The sequence below is a fragment of the Amycolatopsis sp. NPDC114505 genome (assembly GCF_055633615.1).
On sequence record NZ_JBVKDV010000003.1, the window covers coordinates 1,916,505 to 1,937,117 of the forward strand.

20 protein-coding genes and 1 pseudogene are annotated in these 20,613 nt (G+C 70.6%); 7 read left to right on the forward strand and 14 right to left on the reverse strand.

Annotation, left to right across the window (positions count from 1 at the left end):
- Positions 1-2: 2 nt before the first annotated feature.
- The 6 genes from ACZ7OU_RS37905 to ACZ7OU_RS37930 all read right to left on the reverse strand — a co-directional run bounded on the left by ACZ7OU_RS37905 (position 3) and on the right by ACZ7OU_RS37930 (position 6,263).
- Positions 3-992 carry a Gfo/Idh/MocA family protein gene (locus ACZ7OU_RS37905; protein ID WP_470258956.1) on the reverse strand — a complete coding sequence of 330 codons (990 nt, stop codon included), beginning with the start codon at positions 990-992 and terminating at the stop codon, positions 3-5.
- Entirely contained in the window at positions 989-1,879 is an 891-nt protein-coding gene (locus ACZ7OU_RS37910) for a sugar phosphate isomerase/epimerase family protein (protein WP_470258957.1), read from the reverse strand. Before ACZ7OU_RS37910 ends, ACZ7OU_RS37905 begins: the two co-directional genes overlap by 4 nt.
- Entirely contained in the window at positions 1,876-2,427 is a 552-nt protein-coding gene (locus ACZ7OU_RS37915) for a VOC family protein (protein WP_470258958.1), read from the reverse strand. The genes ACZ7OU_RS37910 and ACZ7OU_RS37915 overlap by 4 nt, the downstream gene beginning before the upstream one ends.
- Positions 2,424-3,419: a LacI family DNA-binding transcriptional regulator gene (locus ACZ7OU_RS37920; protein ID WP_470258959.1), complete on the reverse strand. Its 996-nt coding sequence runs from the start codon at positions 3,417-3,419 to the stop codon at positions 2,424-2,426. The genes ACZ7OU_RS37915 and ACZ7OU_RS37920 overlap by 4 nt, the downstream gene beginning before the upstream one ends.
- Entirely contained in the window at positions 3,397-4,395 is a 999-nt protein-coding gene (locus tag ACZ7OU_RS37925; protein ID WP_470258960.1) for a Gfo/Idh/MocA family protein, read from the reverse strand. The genes ACZ7OU_RS37920 and ACZ7OU_RS37925 overlap by 23 nt, the downstream gene beginning before the upstream one ends.
- A gap of 179 nt (positions 4,396-4,574) precedes the next feature.
- The gene (locus ACZ7OU_RS37930) at positions 4,575-6,263 is read right to left on the reverse strand and encodes a sigma-54-dependent Fis family transcriptional regulator (RefSeq protein WP_470258961.1); all 1,689 of its coding nucleotides are present in this window, start codon (positions 6,261-6,263) and stop codon (positions 4,575-4,577) included.
- 85 nt (positions 6,264-6,348) lie between these two features.
- Here ACZ7OU_RS37930 and ACZ7OU_RS37935 point away from each other — a divergent pair, with 85 nt between their 5' ends.
- On the forward strand, positions 6,349-6,903 hold the full coding sequence (locus ACZ7OU_RS37935) for an FAD-dependent oxidoreductase (RefSeq protein ID WP_470258962.1): 555 nt from the start codon (positions 6,349-6,351) through the stop codon (positions 6,901-6,903).
- Here the strand turns inward: ACZ7OU_RS37935 and ACZ7OU_RS37940 are convergent.
- Positions 6,873-7,664: a hypothetical protein gene (locus ACZ7OU_RS37940; RefSeq protein WP_470258963.1), complete on the reverse strand. Its 792-nt coding sequence runs from the start codon at positions 7,662-7,664 to the stop codon at positions 6,873-6,875. The two genes, ACZ7OU_RS37935 and ACZ7OU_RS37940, sit on opposite strands and share 31 nt — an antisense overlap.
- 178 nt (positions 7,665-7,842) lie before the next feature.
- On the opposite strand from ACZ7OU_RS37940, the gene ACZ7OU_RS37945 reads away from it, so the two are divergent.
- Both ACZ7OU_RS37945 and ACZ7OU_RS37950 read left to right on the forward strand, forming a co-directional pair.
- The gene (locus ACZ7OU_RS37945; RefSeq protein WP_470258964.1) at positions 7,843-10,005 is read left to right on the forward strand and encodes an ATP-binding protein; all 2,163 of its coding nucleotides are present in this window, start codon (positions 7,843-7,845) and stop codon (positions 10,003-10,005) included.
- A gap of 109 nt (positions 10,006-10,114) precedes the next feature.
- A complete protein-coding gene (locus ACZ7OU_RS37950; RefSeq protein WP_470258965.1) occupies positions 10,115-10,672 on the forward strand; it encodes an RICIN domain-containing protein in 558 nt (185 codons plus the stop codon).
- Between the two features lie 100 nt (positions 10,673-10,772).
- Here ACZ7OU_RS37950 and ACZ7OU_RS37955 read toward each other — a convergent pair whose 3' ends face one another.
- Complete coding sequence (locus ACZ7OU_RS37955; RefSeq protein ID WP_470258966.1) at positions 10,773-11,459, reverse strand: alpha/beta fold hydrolase; 687 nt, start codon at positions 11,457-11,459, stop codon at positions 10,773-10,775.
- Entirely contained in the window at positions 11,444-12,880 is a 1,437-nt protein-coding gene (locus ACZ7OU_RS37960) for a CocE/NonD family hydrolase (protein WP_470258967.1), read from the reverse strand. Before ACZ7OU_RS37960 ends, ACZ7OU_RS37955 begins: the two co-directional genes overlap by 16 nt.
- 98 nt (positions 12,881-12,978) lie before the next feature.
- Between ACZ7OU_RS37960 and ACZ7OU_RS37965 the strand changes: the two genes are divergently transcribed.
- Both ACZ7OU_RS37965 and ACZ7OU_RS37970 read left to right on the forward strand, forming a co-directional pair.
- Entirely contained in the window at positions 12,979-13,236 is a 258-nt protein-coding gene (locus ACZ7OU_RS37965; protein ID WP_470258968.1) for a hypothetical protein, read from the forward strand.
- Positions 13,237-13,252: 16 nt separating this feature from the next.
- Complete coding sequence (locus tag ACZ7OU_RS37970; protein WP_470258969.1) at positions 13,253-13,696, forward strand: hypothetical protein; 444 nt, start codon at positions 13,253-13,255, stop codon at positions 13,694-13,696.
- A gap of 1,300 nt (positions 13,697-14,996) precedes the next feature.
- Here ACZ7OU_RS37970 and ACZ7OU_RS37975 read toward each other — a convergent pair.
- The gene (locus ACZ7OU_RS37975) at positions 14,997-16,013 is read right to left on the reverse strand and encodes a DUF3592 domain-containing protein (RefSeq protein ID WP_470258970.1); all 1,017 of its coding nucleotides are present in this window, start codon (positions 16,011-16,013) and stop codon (positions 14,997-14,999) included.
- A gap of 315 nt (positions 16,014-16,328) precedes the next feature.
- On the opposite strand from ACZ7OU_RS37975, the gene ACZ7OU_RS37980 reads away from it, so the two are divergent.
- On the forward strand, positions 16,329-16,637 hold the full coding sequence (locus ACZ7OU_RS37980; protein ID WP_470258971.1) for a hypothetical protein: 309 nt from the start codon (positions 16,329-16,331) through the stop codon (positions 16,635-16,637).
- Positions 16,634-17,947: a DUF4474 domain-containing protein gene (locus ACZ7OU_RS37985; protein ID WP_470258972.1), complete on the forward strand. Its 1,314-nt coding sequence runs from the start codon at positions 16,634-16,636 to the stop codon at positions 17,945-17,947. Before ACZ7OU_RS37980 ends, ACZ7OU_RS37985 begins: the two co-directional genes overlap by 4 nt.
- A 3-nt stretch (positions 17,948-17,950) precedes the next feature.
- On the opposite strand, the gene ACZ7OU_RS37990 is transcribed toward ACZ7OU_RS37985, so the two are convergent.
- From ACZ7OU_RS37990 to ACZ7OU_RS38005, 4 genes and pseudogenes are all read right to left on the reverse strand, one after another.
- Complete coding sequence (locus ACZ7OU_RS37990; protein ID WP_470258973.1) at positions 17,951-18,223, reverse strand: hypothetical protein; 273 nt, start codon at positions 18,221-18,223, stop codon at positions 17,951-17,953.
- Between the two features lie 9 nt (positions 18,224-18,232).
- Positions 18,233-19,288 carry an NAD(P)H-dependent flavin oxidoreductase gene (locus ACZ7OU_RS37995; RefSeq protein ID WP_470259046.1) on the reverse strand — a complete coding sequence of 352 codons (1,056 nt, stop codon included), beginning with the start codon at positions 19,286-19,288 and terminating at the stop codon, positions 18,233-18,235.
- Positions 19,268-19,399 (reverse strand): annotated as a pseudogene (locus ACZ7OU_RS38000) (acetyl-CoA C-acyltransferase); the annotation flags it as partial. The pseudogene ACZ7OU_RS38000 and the gene ACZ7OU_RS37995, both read right to left, overlap by 21 nt.
- Positions 19,400-19,405: 6 nt before the next feature.
- Positions 19,406-20,611 carry a cytochrome P450 gene (locus ACZ7OU_RS38005; RefSeq protein ID WP_470258974.1) on the reverse strand — a complete coding sequence of 402 codons (1,206 nt, stop codon included), beginning with the start codon at positions 20,609-20,611 and terminating at the stop codon, positions 19,406-19,408.
- Positions 20,612-20,613 lie beyond the last annotated feature (2 nt).

Genomic DNA, 20,613 nt, shown 5'->3' on the forward strand with positions numbered 1-20,613 from the left:
CCTCACTTCTTGGCGTGGCTGCTCCAGGCCCGTCCCGGTTGCTCGTCGGTGGGGAGCCCGGCGGCGGCGAGGATGCGATCGAGGAGGAGCTGGGTCTTCACCGCGTCGGCCCCGGACGTCAAGGGCTCACCGCGGTCCCGGACCCGGTCCAGGAAGTGGTGAACCGCTCCGGCGAAGCCGAACGTCTGCGTCGCCGTCGCCCAGCCGAAGGCCTCGGGCGACATCTCGCGCACGGTCGTCCCGTCGGGCCGGGTGATCGAGATCCGGTCGGGCGCGGTGACGTTCGCGCTCGTCCCGGCTCCGTGGGCGTCGAGTTTCTCGCTCCAGCCGCCGGCGTCGCGGGCCCCCACGAGCACGCCGGAGTGACCGTTGTCGAACCGGACGAGCGCGGCCACGCCGTCCTCCTGCCAGCGGTCCTCACCGGCCGCGTGCGCGCTGACGTCGACGGGCTCGCCCCCGCAGTACCAGCGCAGCAGGTCGACCATGTGGATCGCGTTCTCGAAGGTGGCGCGGTACTCGGAGCCCGCCCGGTTCTTCTGGGCGACGCAGAAGCTCGCGCCGCTCGCCCCGAAAGCCGCGCGACCGGCCTCGTACACCGGAGCGAAGCGGCGGTTGAACCCGACCATCAGCACCCGTTCCCGGGCGGCGGCCAGCTCGGCGAGGGACTGCGCGTCCGACGCGCTCGTCGCCAGCGGCTTCTCGCAGAAGACGTCGACGCCGGCCTCCAGCGCGAGACGCGTCGCGTGGACGTGCTCCGACCGGGGCGTGAGGACGAACAACGCGTCCAGCTCCTCCGCCTCGAGCACCGCCTCGACCGTCGGGTAGGCACGGCGGAAGCCCCAGCGCCGCATCAGGGGCTGCGGGTCTTCCTTGCGGGTGACCAGGCCCCGCAGCTCCACGTCGTCGCGCGCGACGAGGGTCGGGAGCTGGGCGATGCTCGCGATGTTGCCGGCGCCCGCCACACCGATGCGCAGCACGTCTCCCCTCGTCACGCGGGCACCACCGTGGCGAGCATCTCGCGGAGCGCAAGCGCGGAGTCCTTGAAGCCGATCGCGGGGTCGGGCAGGTCCTGCGGATGCCACCGGTACTCGTACTCGAGTGAAAGCACGTCGTCGTAACCGCGGCGCACGAGCTCCGCGAGGATGTCCGGCCACGGCACGACGCCCGTACCGACGACCCGGGACCGGACGGCACGTTCCTCGGCCTTGACCCGGGCGGTGTCCGAGGCCCGGAAGGGCGCCTCCGGGTCCTTGAAGACCAGGTCCTTCACGTGCACGTGGCCGACGAGCTCCCCCTGGACGGCAAAGGCCTCCCGCCAGGTCTCGTCATGGGTGAAGGTCAGGTTGGCCTGGTCGTACAGGACGCGGACGGAAGGGAGGCCGACCTCGGCGACGAGACGGGCGGTGTCGGCGGCGGTCTGCGTCATGGTGCCGAAGTGGTTCTCGACGCAGAGCACGACGCCCGCGGCCGCGGCCTCGGGAGCGAGGACCGTCAGCGCGCTCCGCAGCCGCTCCCAGTGCCGGGCGTGATCGGTGTCCCCCGGGTGCCAGGCGCCGGCGTACACCCGGACGCGGGTCGCACCGACGGTGTGCGCGGCCTCGAGGCACGCGCGGAATTCGTCGATCCCCCGCTGCCGGCTCGCCGCGTCGACGCTGTTGAGGGAAGTCGTGTACGGGGTGAGCGCGACGATCGGGACACCTTCGGCGTCGGCGATCGCGGCGGCCTGCCGCGCCGACCGCGGGTCCGACGGGCTGATCGCCGCCGGGTAGTCGTCCTGGTAGATGACTTCGGCGGCGTCGAGACCGGCCGTGTCGAAGAGGCGCAGCGCTTCGGCGAGGTCACGGCCCGGCGTTCCCAGCGTGTGTCCGGCGATGATCATGAGTGGGGCGTGCTCCTTATGGGCGGGCGGTTCCAGTCCGCCGGGCCGACGAGGTTCGGGGGGCGCTGCACTCGAGACCGGTCCACGAGCTCCATCAGCAGGCCCCAGGGGGTGACGAAGTACGTCCACCGGTTGCCGGCCACGAGCGGGCTGTCGGGACCGACTTCCTTGCGGCCGCCGAGGACCCGGACGTCCGGGATCGTGCCGAGGTGGGCGATCGCCGCGTCGACGTCGTCGACGACGAAGCACAGGTGATGACCGCCCCGGTCGCTGTGGCGAGGATGCTGGGTCCGCTGGTCCGCGGACTGCCACTCGAACAGCTCGACGTTCAGGTTCGGCGGGAGCCGCAGCATGGCGAGCTCGAGGACCGCGTCCGACGGGACGTCGAAGTGCGCCGGCATGAACGACGGGTCGGGGCCGCGCCGGGAGCGGTAGAGCTCCTCCGCCCCGAGGACCTCGACGAAGAAGCGCACCGCCTCGTCCAGGTCGGGGACCGTGTACGCGGCATGGTCCACGTGACGGAGCCCGGGCAGCAGCCGGCCGGTCACCGGACCGACCTGGTCGAGGAGCGGACGAGCAGCTGCGGCTGGAGCACCACGTGCTCGACCGGGCCGCCGTTCGCCACCTGCTCGGCGAGCCGGATCGCGATGCGGCCCATCTCGGCGATGGGTTGCTGCACAGAGGTCAGGGGCGGGTTGCTGCGGGCGCCGAACGCCAGGCCGTCGAAGCCCACCACCGAGACGTCGCCGGGGACCGACATCCCCCGCGAGCCGAGCGAGCTGATGAGCCCGAAGGCGACCAGGTCGTTGCCCGCGATGACGGCTGTCGGCCGCACGCGGAGGCTCGCAAGCTCTTCCGCGGCACGTTCGCCGGCACCGACGCCGACGCCGCTGCTGTCGAGCTCGATCGGCGTCATCCCGTGCTTCTCCGCCAGTGTCCGGTAAGCCTGGCGCCGGTCCGCGGCGGTGTGCGTCCCCGCGATCCCCGAGACGTAGGCGATGGAGGTGTGCCCGAGCTCGGACAAGTGGTCCAACGCGAGCGCGATCCCGGTCGCGCTGTCGACGGTCACCGTGGACGTCTGGTCGCCGGACTCGACCCGGTCGATGACGACCAGGCGTTTTCCGAAGCCCGAGGACTCGAACTCGGCGGGAAAGACCCGGGTGTAGGGCGCGATCACCGCGAACGGCGCGTACATCGCGTGCATGGCGTCGAGGTACCGGGCCGTGGCGTCCGCCTCGTTCTCCGTCACGCACAGCACCAGCTGGTAGCCACGCTCCCCCGCGGCGGCCGTCATGGCCTTCGCGAGCTCGGCGAAGTACGGGTTGGTGATGTCGGGGACGATCAGCGGCACGAGGGTGCTGACCTTGGTTCGGAGCGCCTGGGCGAGCGGGCTCATCCGGTAGCCCATGGAGGCCGCCACCTGGCGGACGTGCTCCAGGGTCTCCCGCTTGACGGCCTCGGGGCGGGAAAACGCCCGCGAGACCGTCGACCTGTGGACCCCGGCTGCCGCCGCTACCTCATCGATGCTGGGTGTGGACACCGGTTCTCTCCTGTCGGCCGTGCGCGTACGCGTCCCAGATGACAGCCATCGTGGTCTCGAGATCGCTGATGCGCGGGAGGTCCACGAAATCATGTCTCAGCTGCTCGGCCACCCGGTCGACGAACACTCCGTACAACGGGTCGCTGTCCACGACCAAGACCGCGGTCTCCGTGACGCCGTCGACGGAGGTGAACGACGCGTTCCCGTCGGACCGGACGGTCGCGGTCCCCGCGGCGCCGATCCGCATGAAGGAGCAGTGCCGCTTCAGCGGCGACCCGGGGAACGCGTATCCCACCTCGATGGTGGCGATCCGTCCGTCGGCCGTGGTCAGCGTCATCGACGCGTAGTCCTCGACGCCGCGGCGGTGCAGCGTCGACGACAGGGCCGCCGTCACCGCCACTTCCGCCGTACCGGCCGAGCGGAGGAAGAGATCCACGAAGTGCGGAGCGAGGTTGACCAGGCACCCGCCGCCGGCGCGCTCGGCGTCGAGCATCCACGGACTGCCGCCGGCGAGGTAGCGGTCGGGCGGGCCCGCGATGAACTGGACGCTCTCGTACACCGAGCGGCCGGATCTGGCCAGCCAGCGGTCGGTCGGGCCGCCCCGCTGCACGAGAGGCACGGCGATCGGTACCCCGGCGGCGTCCGCGGCCGCGCGGACGTCGACCAGCTCTTCCAACGACACCCCGGCCGGCTTCTCCACGACGAGCGGGATGCGCCGGGCGACGAGAGCGAGGCAGACCTCGCGCATCTCGTCGTGCGGGACGAAGACGTACGCCAGCTCCGCGTCCCCGTGGGCCGCAAGCACTTCCTCCCAAGACTGGTAGAGAGGCGCGTCCCACAGACGCGCGAGGTGCTCCGTGCGCGACGGGTCGGGGTCGCTGACCCCCACGACATCGTGCCGCTCGGCGATCCGGTCCGCGCACAGGGGCACGTGCCAGTGCGACGCGCCGAGGATGATCGTCTTGGCTTTGTTCATGTCCGCGCACCAGGAGCAGTGGTCATGAACCCTCATTGAGATCGGTTGCTGAGATCGGTTGCAGAAAAGTTAACGGACACCCATCCCCGTGTCAACCTCGGACCGGACCGACGTGGGACCCGGAGAGCAGAACACCGGACGGCTTCCGCCTGAGTTCGAGGTGCGCCGCCGGTGAACGATCACTCGAGCCGGTAACGCCGTAGCTTGCGGTAGAGCGTCGCGCGGCCGATACCGAGCAGCGCCGCCGCCTGGACGCGATTGCCGTCCGCCGCGAGCAGCGCGTCCGAGATGGCCAGCCGCTCGACCCTTTCCAGCTCGGTCAACCGCGGATCCACCCGTGCCGAACGCAGCCGTCCCGGGAGGTGGCGTGCGCTGACGGTCGGGCCGGCGGCCTCCGCTCGCGCCGACGCGATCACGGCCTTCAACTCGGTGACGTTGCCCGGCCAGTCGTGTCGCTGCAACGTCGCTCGCGCGTCCTGCGTGAGGTGCGCGCCACCGCCGAACCGCCGTGCGAGCTCGGGGATGTCGGCCGTCCGCTCGCGCAGGGCGGGCACCCGGATCTCGACCGGCGACCATCCGGTGCGCAGTACTTCCGCGCCTCCCGGGCGGGTACCGGTGGTCAACGTCGCGATCACCCGCCCCCGATGTTCCTCGGTGAGGAGGGAAGCGAGCCGACCGGCGAGGCTGGGGCGCAGGCGTTCGACGTGACGCAGCAGCACGGCACCGGCAGGTTGTGCGAGCGCCTCGCGCCAGCCGTCGTCGTCCGCCGCGTCGAGGACGACGGGGTTGCCGAGCACGGCACGGGCCACTTCGGTCTTGCCCACGCCCGGTTCGCCGAGCAGCACCATCGGCCGGGTGCCGGCCCGCGCAACGGACCGCTCCAACGAGCGCCAGGCCGGCGAACTTCCGGACAACCCCGCGTCGGCGAAGAGCGAAAGCCTGGTGTGCCGGCGCGCCGGACGCGGCCGGGGTGGTTCGACGACGACCAGCAGGCCCCCGCCGTCACCCGGCAACGCGGGGTGGAGGCGAACCTTCACCCCGTCGTCCAAGATCAGTTCGGTCGTCGGCAATGCGCCGTCCCGGGCCGCCTCGATCGCGTACGACTCCAACGTCTCGAGGTCGCGCGGCCGCAGCAAGCCGGCGGCGGCATCGCTGACCAGCCTGGTCCGGCCGTCCAGCACGGCGATCGGGTGCCGGCCAGGCCCGGCGCGCAGGTAGGCCTCGAGCAGGCGGCGCTCGTGCGCCGACGCGGCGTGCACCAGCTCGCGCTCGATCGCGCCGGTCGCCGTGGTCGTGATCGCGTGCAGCACCCGCAGCGGCGCGTCGAGCTCGCACACCACCGCGACCGCGCCGACGACTCCGCGCGTGACCGGGTCGGTCACGGGAGCGCCCGCGCACACGGTGTGCTGGTACAGCTCGAAAAGGTGCTCGGGGCCGCCGATCACGCACGGGCCGCCCGTGTCCAGGACGTGGCTGATCCCGTTCGTCCCGGTGGAGCGCTCCGACAGGTCCGTCCCCAGCCGGGTGCCGATCCGGGTGAGGTGGGCGCCGACTGCTTCCTCGTCGGCCCAGCAGCCGACGACGCGGGCCTGCCGATCGCTGAGCACCACCGCGGCGCCGAGCCCGGTTAGGTCGCCGGCGAGCTTGGCCAGCACCGGGGTCGCGGCGCGGACCAGCGGGGTCTCCAGCGAGACGGGCACGGCCGGCACGTGGTCGCGGGTGACGTCCAGTTCGGCGAAACACGACCGGCGCCACGCCGCGGACAGCCACGCGGGCAGGTCTTCCGGCAGTCGCCGGTCGGTGAGGAAGAGTTCCCTGGCGCGGCGCAGCCGGGCGACGCCGTCACGCGTGTCGATCTCGTAGCCCATCCGTGGTCACTCCATTGTGGTCACCGGACCGCCTGTCTCATTGTGAGACAACCGCGCACGTCGCCGGCCCGTCAAGGTTGGGGGCATGACGACGGATTCCGTACCTCGCCGGGAGACTGCCCGGCCGGCGCCGCTCACCTCCGCGGACGTCGAAACCGATGTGGTCGTGGTCGGCGGCGGCGGGGCCGGGCTGCCCGCCGCGCTGTTCAGCCGGTGGCTCGGCAACGACGTGGTCCTGCTGGAGAAGGCGCCCGAGCTCGGCGGCACGGCCCGCAAGGCCGCGTTCTGGTACTGGGTACCGGACAACGAGCCCATGCGCGCGCTCGGCATCGAGGACCGGTTCGAGGACTTCCTCCGCTACGTCGCGCGCCTCTCCCAGCCGACCCGGTACGACCCGGACAGCCCGACCGCCGGGCTGACCGAGTGGGAAGCCGACATGGTCCGCGCCATCCACACGAGCGCGAGCCCCGCCGCCGAGCTGCTCGCCGAACGCGGGGCCCTGACCTACCGGCACTGCCTCGGGCACCGGCGGGCGGCACCGTCGTCACCTGCCGGGACGCCCGCCGCGAGATCCTCAACGAAACCCGGACCCGTCCCGGTCGTGCGGGACTACGCCGGGTTCTCCGCGACGGCGAGGTAGTCCGTGTAGATCTGCGGCGACCCCGAGAACGAAGCCAGCCGCTTCCACTCCTCGTACATCTGCTTCGTGTCACGGTGGGCAGCCGCGAACTCCGCGGCCTCGCCGGTGGCGATGTCGGGCTCGGGGTAGAAGACGTCCAGCGCGTCCAGGCTCGCGATCTCCATCATCATCACGTACTGGTCGAGGCGGTTGCCCCGCTCGCCCTTGAGCACGTGGAACCGCCAGTCCGGGTAGTCGTCGATCCGGTGGTGGTTCTCGGCGATGAAGCGGTCGAACATCTCCTCGGTCACCCCGGCACGCAACGCCAGGTTGTGGATCCCGACGACCCGGGCGACGGGCTCCTCCCCAGGGCGGTCGCGATAGCGAGGCCCGGGCGTGACCGTGCTCCGCGGATTGTCGGCCAGCAGCCGGTAGTCGGTGAACAACGTCGGCAGCTCACCGAACGTGCCCAGCCGCCGCCATCGCGCCAGCACCGCCTCCGCCTCCGGGTGCCGCGCCCAGAACTGCCGGGCCGGCTCGGTCTGCTCACCCCGGGCCGTGACGTAGCGGTCGCGCTGCTCGGCGCTGTCGATCTCGTACAACATCAGGTACTGCCCGGTCCGCTCTCCGCGCAACCCGCGCAGCAGAGTCCACCGCCACCCCGGGTACAAGGGCAGGTGAACGCCTTCACCACGCACGAAGGTCTCGAACTCCTCCGGTGTGACACCAGCCTCCGTGTCGATGGCGATGTACTGGAAAGTGAACACCGACGAGCGTCCCATTGCGTCCAATCCTCGGGCCGGGAAAGGGATCGCGCGTCCGACAGGCACGACTCCCCTGCCCCACATCCTGCCCGCTCCAGAGCAACGGCGCCGCGCCGACGTCACCCCACCGAGCTCGTGCACCCTCGCACGGCGTCACTACTATGGCGCGGTGCAATCGGGGCAGACGCTGTCCGAGATGTTGGCAGGACTGCGGAGCAGCCGCGGCCTGTCGCAGGAGCAGCTGGCGGAGCGGAGCGGGATCAGCGTCCGCGCCATCGGGGAGATCGAGCGCGGCGCCACGCGGCGCCCGCAACGTGAGACGCTGCGTGCACTCGCCGGCGCGCTCGGCCTGACGCCGGACGAAAAAGAGGCCTTCGCGCGGACCGCCCGCACCGCGCCGCCGCCGGACACGCGTCGACGGCGGACCGCGCGTCCGGCACTGCCGGCGCCGGTCACCTCGATCGTCGGCCGGTCCGACGACCTCGCCGCCGTGCTTCGGCTGGTTCAGGATCCCGCGGTGCGGCTGGTCACGATCACCGGCACCGGCGGGGTCGGCAAGACGCGCCTGGCTCTGGAGGCCGGCTGGCAGGCCGCGAGCCGGTTCGAGACCGTGCACGGCCTCGACCTGAGTGCCCTGCGGGAGTCCGACGACGTCCCGCAGGCGCTGGCGGAATCCTTGCACACGACCGATCCGGCCACGGTGATCGGCGACGGGCGATGGTTGCTGGTGCTCGACAGCTTCGAACACGTCGCCGCGGCGGCCACCACCGTCGCCGCGCTGCTCGCCGGGTGCCCGCGGCTGACCGTGCTGGTGACCAGCCGGGCGCCGCTGCGGCTGCGGGGCGAGCACCTGTGGCCGCTGACCCCTCTGTCCACTCCGGACAGTGACGATCCGGCGGCCTTGGCCGGCAACACGGCGGTCGAGCTCCTCGTCGAGCGCGCCGTCGCGGTCCGGCCGGGATTCGCCCTCACCGGGGACAACGCCGCCGCGATCGCCGCGCTGTGCCGCCGGCTGGACGGTTTGCCGCTGGCTCTGGAGCTGGCCGCGGCGCGGCTGCGCACCCAGACGCCGTCGCAGGTGCTCGCCCAGGTCCGTGACCTGCACGGCGACACGGTGGACCTGGCCGACCGGCACCTGAGCCTGCGCCGCACGGTCGAGTGGAGCACGCGCGGGCTCACCGATACCGACCGCCGGCTGTTCGGCTTGCTGGGTGCGTTCGCCGGTGGCGCCGACCCGGTCGATGTCGAGACCGTGTTCGGTGCCCCGCCGCATTCGCTGGCGACGCTGGCCGCGCACAGCCTGATCACCGTCACGGACCATCCCCGCGTCGGCATGCTGGACACCATCCGGGAGGTCGTCGAGGACCAGCTCACCAGCGCGGGCGATCGGGACAAGCACGCGGAACACTTCCTCCGTATGGTCCGCGACGGCGATCCGCGACTGGGTGACGAGCAGGACAACGTCCGTGCCGCCGTCCAGCACGCCGTCGACGCCGCGCCCGCCGTGCTGCACGTGGCGACCGTGCGCGCGCTGACCGGCCACTACGTCGCCCGGGGCCGGTTCGCCGAGGGACGCCGGATGCTCGCCGGGGCGGCCGCCGCCGCGCCCACCGAGCAGGCCCGGGCGTGGGCCTGGCACGGCGCCGCGGTCACCGCCAACCAGAACGGCGACCCGGAGGCGGCGCTGGCGCTGGCGGCGTCCGCCGCCGAGGCCTTCGGCGCCGATCCGGACGGCCGGGCGGCGACCTTGACCCTGATCGGCAACGCCCACAAGTTCGCCGGCCGGTACGCCGACGCCGCGGCCGCGTACACCGACGTCCTGAACCAGGCCCGGACCACCGGCGACGCGCGCCGCGAGACGATCGCGCTGAACAACCTGGGCGCGCTCGCGCACGACCGCGGCGACTACGCGGAAGCGATCGAACATCACGCTGCCGCGTTGCGCCGTAAGCACGAGCTCGGCGACCAGCGCGGCGTCGCGGTGGCACAGCTCAACCTCGGCGCCGTGCAGAACGACACCGGCGAGCACTCCGATGCCGCAATCCTGCTGACCGAAGCCGCGGCAACGTTCGCCGCCCTCGGCGAACCCGGCTCCGAGGCTTTCGCGCTGGCGCTGCTCGCCCAGGCCCACGCAGGCCAGACCCGCTGGGCCGACGCGACGGCAACCGGCCAGCGAGCGCTGGACCTGGCTCGCAAAGCCGAGCACGCCCAGGCAACCGGGCTCGCGCTGCTCGCGCTCGGCGAGACCGCCGCCGCCACCGACGACCCGCGCAGCGACGCCCTGCTGCGCGAGGCACTGACGTTCCCGATCGGCCTTCCGGACCAGGCCCGCATCCGCGTCCACCTCGGCGGCCGCTGAGTTCCGCCGGCTTTTCCGCCGGTTCCTCCTGGAGTCCCGACGTGGCGATCCCTAGTGTTCCACGCGTTGCGGCGGGTCCCGGCCCGCATTCGTACTTCCAAGGAGACCCATGCTGCCTTCGCCCCGCGCGATCCTGGTCCCGCTCGTGGTCGCCGTCGTGGCGCTGACGGGCGCCGCCCCCGCCTACGCCGACCGGACCGTCATGCCGCCGGTGAGCGGTGACGTGCTGGCTTGGCAGCCCCTCAGCAGCAGCCCTCCGACCGGCCTCAAGTGCGTGCAGGTCGACAAGGGACGCTACGACGACGCCGCCCCGGTGGACCAGTTCACCTGCGAGTACAAGAACAACCAGAGATGGCGGATGGGGCAGGCCACCGATGACCCCGACGTCTTCTGGCTGCAGAACGTCGCCACCGCCAAGTGCCTGGACGACGCCGGGTACGGAATGGATCAGGGGAACCCGATCATCCAGTACGACTGCCTCGTCGGCACGAACCAGCAGTGGCGGATGATCTGGGACTACTACTACGGAGACGCGCAGTTCCAGAACGTCAACAGCGGCCTGTGCCTGTCGGTGGACGGCATCACCACCAGCAACTACCGCCGTCTCGTCCAGAACCCTTGCTACGGCTTCGTCAACGAACGGTTCCAGCCGATCCTGCCGAACTAGTCGCACGGGACCGCTACGCCGTGATCACCGGCAACTTCGACCCGCGCTCGAACTGATTTCAGTTTGGCAAATGAGGATAGGGTCGTGGACGGGCTACACATCACGAATTGAGGACCGCGGCGACCTGGTCCGGGATCGTCACCATCGCCATGTGGCCGGACCGGAGCGGGGTCACGTCCGCGCCGGTCCGGCGCACCGACTCGGCCTGCAGCTCGGGCGGGTAGCAGCGGTCCTCCGTCAGCAGCACATACGTCCGCGGCACGGGGAGCCGGTAGCCACTCAGGTCGACGGTCTCGGACAGCAGTGCGGCGGCGTCGTCGACCACGCTGCCGAGGATGAACTGCGACTGTTCCTCGTCGGCGTCGTTGCAGAGCATCGCCCGTGCCGCTTCGGCGTCGACGGTGTAGGTGCCGTCCGCGATGCCCGCCTCCACCGAGGCTCGCACGTCCGGGTCGATCTGGTCGAGCACCCGCGTGCCGTCCTCCGGCACCACCGCCGACAGCAGCACCACCCGCCGGATGCGCTCCGGCACCAGCGCCATGACCCGAGGCACGGTGACCCCGCCGAACGAGTGGCCGACCAGGACGATGTCGGTCAGGTCGCGCTCGACGATGTCGGCGGCCACGGCCCTGCCGCAGTCGTCCTGCGTCACGGTGCGCACGTCGACATCGCCGCGCGTGCCGCGGCCGGGCAGGTCCACGGCGAGCACTTCGCCGTCGAGCAGCGGGGTAAGGCGGTCCCAGCAGCCGGCGCCCATGGTGGCGCCGTGGATCAGTACGAACGACATGCGGAGTCCTTTGGGGTAGACCAGTTCACGGGTTCGGAGAAGCCGCCGCTCGTCGGCGTGACCGAGCTCCTCGCCGTGCCGAAGCAGCCGGACTCCAGGAGCGGCAGGTGCACCGACGACGGCCACGTCGAGCTGCGCTGGACCTGGTACGTGCCACCGGGCACGCTGGCCAGCGCCGGCTCGGTGAGGCCGCACGGGAGGATATTGAAGCCCGCGCAAGCGGTCGCGGCGGATTGGGTCGTGAGCGTGAGACGGAGCGAATGCCTGGCGAGCACCGCCCACAAGCGCGGATGGAACGCGACGTCGAAGCGGGTCACCGCACCGGGGTGGAGGTAGTCGTCGCGGGTTTGCGCGGTGTAGGGGCGGATCACCGTCCCGTCGCGGTCACGCCAGGTCTCGAGTGGACTGAGAGCGCGTTGACTGCCGAGGACCCCGCCGAACGTGATGGGCGCCGCCGTCCCGTCGGGTGCGACGTCGGAGAGGGTGGCGATCAGCGCCGGTTGGCCGGGAGCCATCGGAGCTTGGACGGGGCGGTTGCGGTAGGCGTTCTGCAGAGCCGCGTAGAACTCCGTCGCACCCCGGACGACGACATCGTCCCACCCGGTCCACAGCAGAGCCGGGATGCCGTTGTCCACAATGGACTTCGCGAACCGGGCGGGCTGGCGGGTGCGCCAGAACTCGCGGTTGTAGGCGGCGTCCCCGCCGGTCTGGATCTCGTCGACCAGGCCGGCGAAGAAGGACTTCGCCGGCGGTGTGTCGCCAACGGAGGCGGCCGCGCGGCTCAGGAACGGAAAGTCGCCCGTCAGAATCCCATCCACCAGGAAGGTTTCGCGAAGGTAGTCCTGTGCGGTACACGTGGGGATGATCGTCTTCAGGGGTGAGTCGCGGCCGATGTCCGCGGCGGTGTAGAGCTGGGTCTCGCCGGCGTAGGAGCAGCCGTACCCGCCGACGACGCCGTTGGAGCCGGCCAGCTCGTGAGCGGCCCACGCGACGGTCCGCATACCGTCCCGGTGATCGCGCTCCGACACGTAACCGAACTGTCCTCCGGACGTACCGGTGCCCCGCGACCGAACGGTCGCGAAGATGTATCCGAAGTGGACGAAGTACGGATCGACCTCGTCCGTGTACGGAGTTTGCTGCAAGATCACGGGGAACCTGCCGGGCGCACGTCGCCCGGTCGAGGGGTCAGCCGGGTAGGCGACCGTCGCGGCGAGAATCACACCGTCGTCCATCCGCACCGGGACGTTCGAGACGACTGTCATTCCGTAGCGGGCCGGGCCCGGCTCCCGCCGTCCGCCCGGCCAGGGTGCCGGCCCGTGGTCGCCCGCCTGAGCGGATGCCTGCCCGCCGGCGACCAGCGTCGCGACGAGCACACCGGTGACCACGATGGACAACGCGCGCCATCGCCGGGTATCGCCCATGAACCCTCCTCGTCGAGGATTGAACTGAACTCACTTAAGCTAGCAATCGACGAGGCTGGTGTACAGCTGGCGGCCCCTTTCCGCGCATCAGGCTGGCGATGCGCGAGGCGAACGGCTTCACCACCCTTCGGTCCGATGGCGTCGACGGCGTGACCTACGCCCAGCACCAGCACGCCTCAGCCCATCCGGCGGTGCACGGGGCGACCAGCGCACCGGATCTACGACGCACGATGCGCCGGATTTCACTCGCGGCACGCCTCGCCAGCGAGCGTCCGGTCCATATCGGTGGGCTGAGTGGCGGCGGGGTGTCCGACACGTGGTCGGCGTCGTTCAGCACTGAGATACTTCGCCGGTGATGCGGGAAGGAGGTCGATGAGTCCCGGTGCGGAAGTGGGGATCGTCGTGCTGGTGATCTGCGCTCTGTTGGTGACGACGGTGTTCGTCGGGATCCGGCGGCGGGAGAAGACCGGAGGTCTCGGCCAGGTCCCGCCGCCGGCTCCGGAGTACGCGCGCGGGATTGCCGCGCTGCGGGACGAGGACTACGACCTCGTTCTGCGGGGTGGGGCCTGGGTCAACGGCATCAACGTGACTTGGCCGTTCGCCGGCCTGTTGGTCAGCCGAAACCAGATCGAGCTGCGCGTCCGGGTCCTTGTGCCGATCCGGATCGCCCGCGCCGAGGTGACCGGCCTGCGTTGGGTGCGTGGCCCGTTCAGCCGCGGCGTCAAGTTCCGGACCGAGTCGGGCCGGTTGGACAAGCTGAGCTTCTGGCCCGTGGGCAGAGCCGCGAAACAGCTGGCCGAGCTCGGCTGGCACTGAACGGTCGATCATTGCCTACGGCGCTGGGCAGGCCGAAGCGGGCATGGAACGCCCGACTGAAGCACGGGTCGGCGAATCCCAGCGGCGGGCGATTGCAGGCGTCTCGGCCCGCAGCCGACGACCACGTCGCTGCACCGTGCCGCAGGTAAGGGAACCGCGCCGGCGGCAGATCGGCCTCGACCTGCGAGAGGGAGAGCTCCTACTCGGCCGCAGCCCTCGCCGCCGCACCGCGGTCGGCCAGGTGAACCATGAACGCCCACAGCACACAGAGCATGGTGCGACGACCGCATGAATCCGTCACACCATCCGTTCCCCCGAATGCGAGGAACGCGTCCTTCACACCTCAGGGCCGGACACAGAGGTCACGGCTACTCGCCAGGAGCACTCGGCCGTCCTGCAGGCTCACCGCGGCACTGACCTGGTCCCCGGGACAGCCCAGTTCGCCCCGCTGCCAACTACCGGCATCGAGCACCCAAACCACCGAGCACGCACGATTCGACCCAGTCCGGTCCCGTTCGATGCGTTCCCCGGTCAGCATCGCTTGCCCGCTTTGTCGACGGTCCCGCCGTCACCTAGCGCTGCCGGATCGTCGAGTATCCAGTCCCCCGGTTCGCCGGTCGAGCGGCTCGGTGACATCCGGAAGGTTCTGGCCGCTGCCGAACCTGACCGCAAAGCGGAGGTCCACCGGCAGCTCCAGCTGCGCGCGACCTACCACCCCGGTAAACGACTAGCGCATCGAGAACTAGTCTCGATGCGCACAGTTGGAGTTATGGTAAGTGTCCGAGGACCGAGTTGATCTATAACTCCACCCTGAAGTTCGCCGCTGACCTGCAGCATCGCCTCCGGCGGCGAGACCACGTTAGTCCAGCTGCCCGCGAAGGAGACCTTCGCGGAATCCATCGACATCCGGGAACAGCACACGTCGCCGCCGGTTGTAAGTGTGCTTGAGCGGATCCCTGATCTTGTCTTTCACGACGGCAGGGATAACGATGGCGCAGAACGAGAGGCTCGTCGGCCACCCCTCGCCCTCGTTCGTCGCTGAGCAGCTTGCCAAGTCTATCCGGTCCCGGTGCCTTACCGGTCGGGTTGAACTCACGACGGCGCCGCTGCGCTCAATGCCGCCCGCGAGTCCGGACTTCACTCGGGCCTGCAGGCAGTGGGCGCCGAACGCGGCGAGCACCAGGGCGCCGGTGAGGACGGTGGCCTCGCCGGGAAGTTCGCCGTCCGCGAAGACGCAACCCGGCGCCGGCAGCGAGTACGTAGTGCGGCGCGGAAGAACAGGAAGATGAGCGACCGCCGGTCACCGGCGGCCCCCTCCCTCGGTGCGCAAGTTCAGCGCGAAAGCCGGGACCGCGTACGGGCCGGGGCGGCTCGGGCCGTTCGGGAAGAGGACGACCATGTGCCGTCCCCAGCCGCCCACCCACGCCAGCCGGTCGGTGAAGTCCGCCAGCGCGTTGGCCCCGTGCGTCGACGACGTCGCCTTCAGCACGATGCCGGTGCCCTCGCGGAAGCGGACGTGGATCTCCGGCGGGGGCCGCCTCAGTGAGCGGCCGTTGCGCGCGAAGACGCGCACGATGTCGACCGTCGCGTTGCGCCAGCCGGTGGCCGCGACCGCGCGGGCCCGGCCCCGCCAGCCCAGCGCGGCCAAGACGGCGAACAACGTCCCGAGCGAGCCGGCCACGAGCAGGACGTAGCCGAGGTTCACGAGGAACTGGCTCTTGTTCTCTTCCACCAGGGTGCGCACGCGATCCGGATCGACCCGGTCGTAGATCACGGTGACCCGCTCGCCGACGGTGTAGGAGTTCTTCGAGTCGCGGACGATCTTCGCGGTCCGCGACTCGAAGCGCACCTCGAACGTCATCCCGCCCCGGGTGAACGTCCGCACGGAAACCACCTCGCCGGTGGTCCGCGCGCCGGTGGCGAGGAGCTCGTCGGCGGCCTTGTCGAGCAGGACCAGATCCGCGACCCCGGCCCCGGCCAGTGCCATCCAGACGAGGACGAACGCCGCCGCGCGACGCGCCACCCGGCGCAGCCGGCCGGTTTCGGCCGCGAAGTCGATCCGGCGGTCGTGGTCGTGGTCGGTCGGCGGCGGCAGCCAGCCCCCGAAACCGTCCTCGCTCGCGGCAGCGCGATTCCGGACCGACACCCGCCGGCGCCAGACCGCGCCGCCGGACCCCGCCGCGACCAGGACGGCAACGGCGGGAACCAGCCCGAAAGCCGCCACCACATCCGGAGAAAAGGCGAAGACGGCCACCACCGCCGCCGGGAGCGCGAACCACACCCACTGCCGCTTGACGAAACCGCCGAAGGGGTCCATCAGCCGAGCTTAGAAGCCTTGAGCAGCACCGATACTGCGAGAAACGGCACAGGACGGCGAGGCAACCGGACGGCCACGCCAGGCGTGCAAGTGAGCAAGCCCGACAGTCGACCGAATGCCCATTCGTCGCAATTCCTGGAAACCATTCGCACGTCGTCGCTTCTCTGCAGGTGCTGTCGCTGCCGACCATCCGTGCACGTGTCCGGTTCTGGCCACTGACCGGGGTACTGAAAACGGCACCTCGGCTTCCGACCTGCGGCAAACTGTTACATTGCCGACGGGGCCTGTCACTCGGACGGCGGAGAGGGAGTTCCGGTGGGTTTCGAGGTCGACGTCGCGGACATCAACGCCGCGGCGGCCAAGCTCAGTGCGGGCGCATCGCCGACTCTGTCCATCGGCGGATCGCCGAACGTCGGGAGCACAGCGCGCGCCGCCGGCTTCGCCGGGGACTACGACGTCTGGCTGGCGACGCGCAAGGACGACCTGGACGCCGCGCAGCAGCAGGTCGAAAACCTGGTCGAGAGCATCCAGACGGCCGCGAAGAGCTATCACAGCACCGATTCCGGGGCTCGTGACGCCTTCCTGAAGGCGCTGGACAGCACCTTCGAGAGGATCGACCGGTGAGCGTCTTCGACAAGATCTACGCGCTCGCCGACCAGGTGGAGAAGGGCAGCACCACCGAGCTGGACGACCGCGCCCGGGCGTGCCGGGACACCAAGGAAATGCTCAAGGACACCAAGGCCCTGCTGGAGAGCGTGCGTGTCCAGCTGAGCGAGGGCTGGCACGGTGGCGCCGGCGAAGCGGCGCTCGCATCGCTGGAAGCGTTCAAGAAGAACCGCGACGACCAGGCCCAGGACCTCGAGGATTCGGCCAAGTCGTTCGAGACGATCCGCGACGCGCTGGCGAAGGCCCAGCAGGACGCCCGGAGCAAGCGCGCCGACGCCCAGGGCCTCCAGAAGAAGCTCGACCACGGGTGGCACGGCTTCGGGATCCGCCAGGTCGACCTCGCCGTCGCCTGGGCGCAGGACAAGGCCGTCAAGGCCCAGGCCCTCGTCCTGCTGGCCGACCTGGAACGGGTGACCACCACCTACGACGCGATCCTGCTCATCGAGGGCCAGAAGCTGAGGTTCAAGACCGGTCAGGTCTGGGAGCTCGCGGGCTCCGAGAAGCGGAACCTCGCCGAGATCTTCGCGATCCTGGGCCGCGAGATACCCGGCCTCCTCGCGCTGCTGAAGAAGCACCCGGAACTGTGGAAAGCGCTGAAGGACCAGGACTGGAACAAGATCATGGAGAACCCCGAGGTCGCGCAGAAGATCTACGACTACCTCGGCTTCCGGTACAACGAGGAAGGCGGCTTCTACACCACCGGCGAGCATTCGGTGCAGAGCTACCTGGGCTGGAAGGACTTCTACGACAAGCTCGGGAAGCTCGGCGGGATGGAGCTCGACGAAACCGGCGACGACGGCGACAACATGGAGTTCACCGACCCCGAGACCGGGAAGACGTACCGGCTGGAGCTGTGGAAGGGCAAGTACGCGAACCACGCGTTCGGCGGGGAAGTCGGCTTCTACACCAGCGATTCGCCGAACAACAACGGCCACTTCAACGCCGCCCAGGGTGACGACCAGATCAAGGTGACGCAGACGATCTACAACAAGGACACCGGCCAGGTCTACTTCACCAACGACGGCCAGGGCGCCGACGGCACCGACAAGAAGCACTTCTGGAACCTGGCGATCCGCAACGACCCGGACGTGAAAGCCGACCAGCTCCCGCTGGCCCAGCGTGCCACGATCGAGGTGCGGGACGTCGGGATGCGCGACCGGATGTACGACGAGATGGTCCGGTACGCCGCCGCGCACCCGAACGACCACCTCACCGTCACGAAGGGGTCCGACCAGCCGCCCACGCTGAGCTACGACTGGCGGAAGTGACCCCTACAGCGAGCCCACCGGCGTGAACTCGTACGGCTCGTCGTCGTCCTTTTGCGACCGTCCCCGGCGAGCCGGGACCGGGTCGCTCAGGCCGGCGAACACACCGTCCACGTCGACCAGCGCGGCGACCTCGTCGGCGACGTGCTGGCCGTGCCGGTCTTCGATGTCCGCCAGGCCCGTGCGCAACGCCGTCGTGGCCGCACTCCTGGCCTTGTCCTGCAACGCGTTTGCCAGCTCCTCCGGCGTTTCGCCGGAACCCCGCCTCGAGTCGGTCATGCCCTCAGCCTAGACGGATCGGGCCGGGTTCAAGTCCGTGAGGCCGGGCTGCTCGACGAGTGCGGCGATCTCCCGCAGCCGGGCCTCGTAATCGGCCACGAGCTGCCGGGTGATCTCGCCGGCTGGGCGCAGGGCGGCAAACGAGCCGACGATCTGGCCGATGAAGAACGACTCCAGCTCACGTGCGCCGTCATTGCCGGCGGCAGCGGCGGAGTCGATCCGGTTCCACGCTTCGTTGACCAGCATCGGCTGCAGGGGCATCGGCAACGGCGCCGGTGCGCCGTCGGCTTCCCATTCGTCGTGCCAGGCGCTGCGCAGCTGCCGTGCGGGTTTGCCGGTGCGCGTCTTCGACCGCAGGGTGTCGGCGCTCGTGGCGGCGAGGAACTTCTGCTTCACCTCGACCGGCGTGATGTCCTCTTCGCTCGAGAGCCACACCGAGCCGCACCACACCCCGGACGCGCCCAAGGCCAGCGCGGCCGCCATCTGACGGCCGCTGCCGATGCCGCCGGCGGCCAGAACCGGGCGGCCGGCGGCGAGGTCGACGATCTCGGGCGTGAGGACGGTGGTCGCGATCGTGCCGGTGTGCCCGCCCGCTTCGGTCCCCTGCGCGATCAGCACGTCGACGCCGGCTTCGAGCTGCCGCACGGCGTGCTTGGGCTGCCCGACCAGGGACGCCACCACGATGTCGGCGGCGTGCGCGCGCTCGACCAGATGTGGCGGCGGTGTGCCCAAGGCGTTGGCGACCAGCGCGATCGGGTGGTCGAAGGCGACGTCGAGCAGTGCCTGGGCGCCGGTCGGGTTGATGCTCGCGGCCACGTCGTCGGCGAACGCACCGTCGGCGGCCGCCTTCGGGACGCCGTACTTGTCCAGCAGACGCTGGACGAACTCGAGGTGCCCGGCCGGAATCCGGGCTCGCAGGCTGGCGACGAGGTCGTCGGGGTTTCGGCGACACAGGCAGGTTTGGTCGCCCCGTGGAGCTGGATGACGTAACGGGTGGTCACGGTGCGGCTGCTCGATCACCAGCCGGCCCGTTGGGCCGAGGTCCTCACCGAGTGCGGCACGCAGCTGTCCACCGTCGATGCACATCGTCTCCAGGCCGTAGCGAGCTTCGCGGCGCCGCAACTCCCGGGCCGGCGTCGCCAGGTGTCGAAGTCCACCGGCACTGACGCTATGGCCTGCGTTTCACCTGACGGTCCGAATTCGCACCGGCAGGGAATTCCATGCCCGTAACGTGTTGTTGTGGTGGCGCTCCGGCGTGCCGTCCAGCTCGATCGTGTGCACTCGCGAGGCGAGGGCGGTGAGCAACGCCTCCGCCTCGAGCCGGGCGATGTGCTGGCCGACGCACTGGTGGAGGCCCATGCCGAAGCCGACGTGCCCGGATGGGTCACGCGACAGGTCGAACGCGTCCGGGTCGCGCCACCGGCGAGGATCCCGATTGGCCGCCGCCAGGAACATCAGCACCTTGCGGCCTTCCGGGATGACCACGTCGCCGATGCGCACGTCCGTGGTCGTCGTGCGGAAGAACGTCTGCACCGGCGACTCCCAGCGCACCGCTTCGTCGAACGCCACCCGCGCGAGACCGGGGTTGTCCCGCAGGCGCTGCCACTGGTCCGGATGCGTGGCGAAGGCGTACAGCACGGCGGAAAGGGCGTGCACGGTGGTGTCGACGCCGGCCGTCAGCAGGGACCGCACGATCAGGGGGGCCTGCTGCGGGGTGATGTCGCCGCGGTCGGCCGCGGCCCAAATGTCGGCTCCGAATCCCTCCGGCGCAAGCACCTCGCGCCGGCATTGGCGGCCGACCCAGTCCGACAGCTCCGCCACCCGGGGCGCGCCGCGGGCGACGAGGTCGTTGTCCGGGCCGAAGGCGTTGAACGCGTGATCGCCGTAGGGCAGCAAGTTCTCGCGTCCGGCCCGCGGAAGTCCCACCGCGTCCGGGAACACACGCAGCGGAAACGCGTGGGACAGGTCTTGGGCGGCGTCGAACCGCGCACCCCGGGTCAGGACCTCGTCGACGAGCGCTCCGGCATCGGCCGTCCAGCGCTCGTGCAGGCGCCGCAGCGGCCGGGGGCCGAGGATCTTGCTCAGGACGCGACGGGGTGCGTCGTGCCGCGGCGGGTCGGCCTCCAGCAGCAGACTCGGTGGCCGCCACGGCTTTTCCGTGCGGAAGTTCGTGAGGCCGACTCCGGCCGCGGACTGGAACCGCTGCCAGTCCGTGAGGGCACCGTGCACCTGCTCGTAGCGGGCGACCGCGAAAACGTCGTAGCGGGACAGGTACACGACCGGGCCCGCGTCGCGGAGTTCGGCGTGCAACGGGAGCGGATCTTCCAGGACGCCGTGGCCGAACGGGTCGCCGTCGTGGACCGGGCAGCGGGTTTCGAGTGTGGTCATGC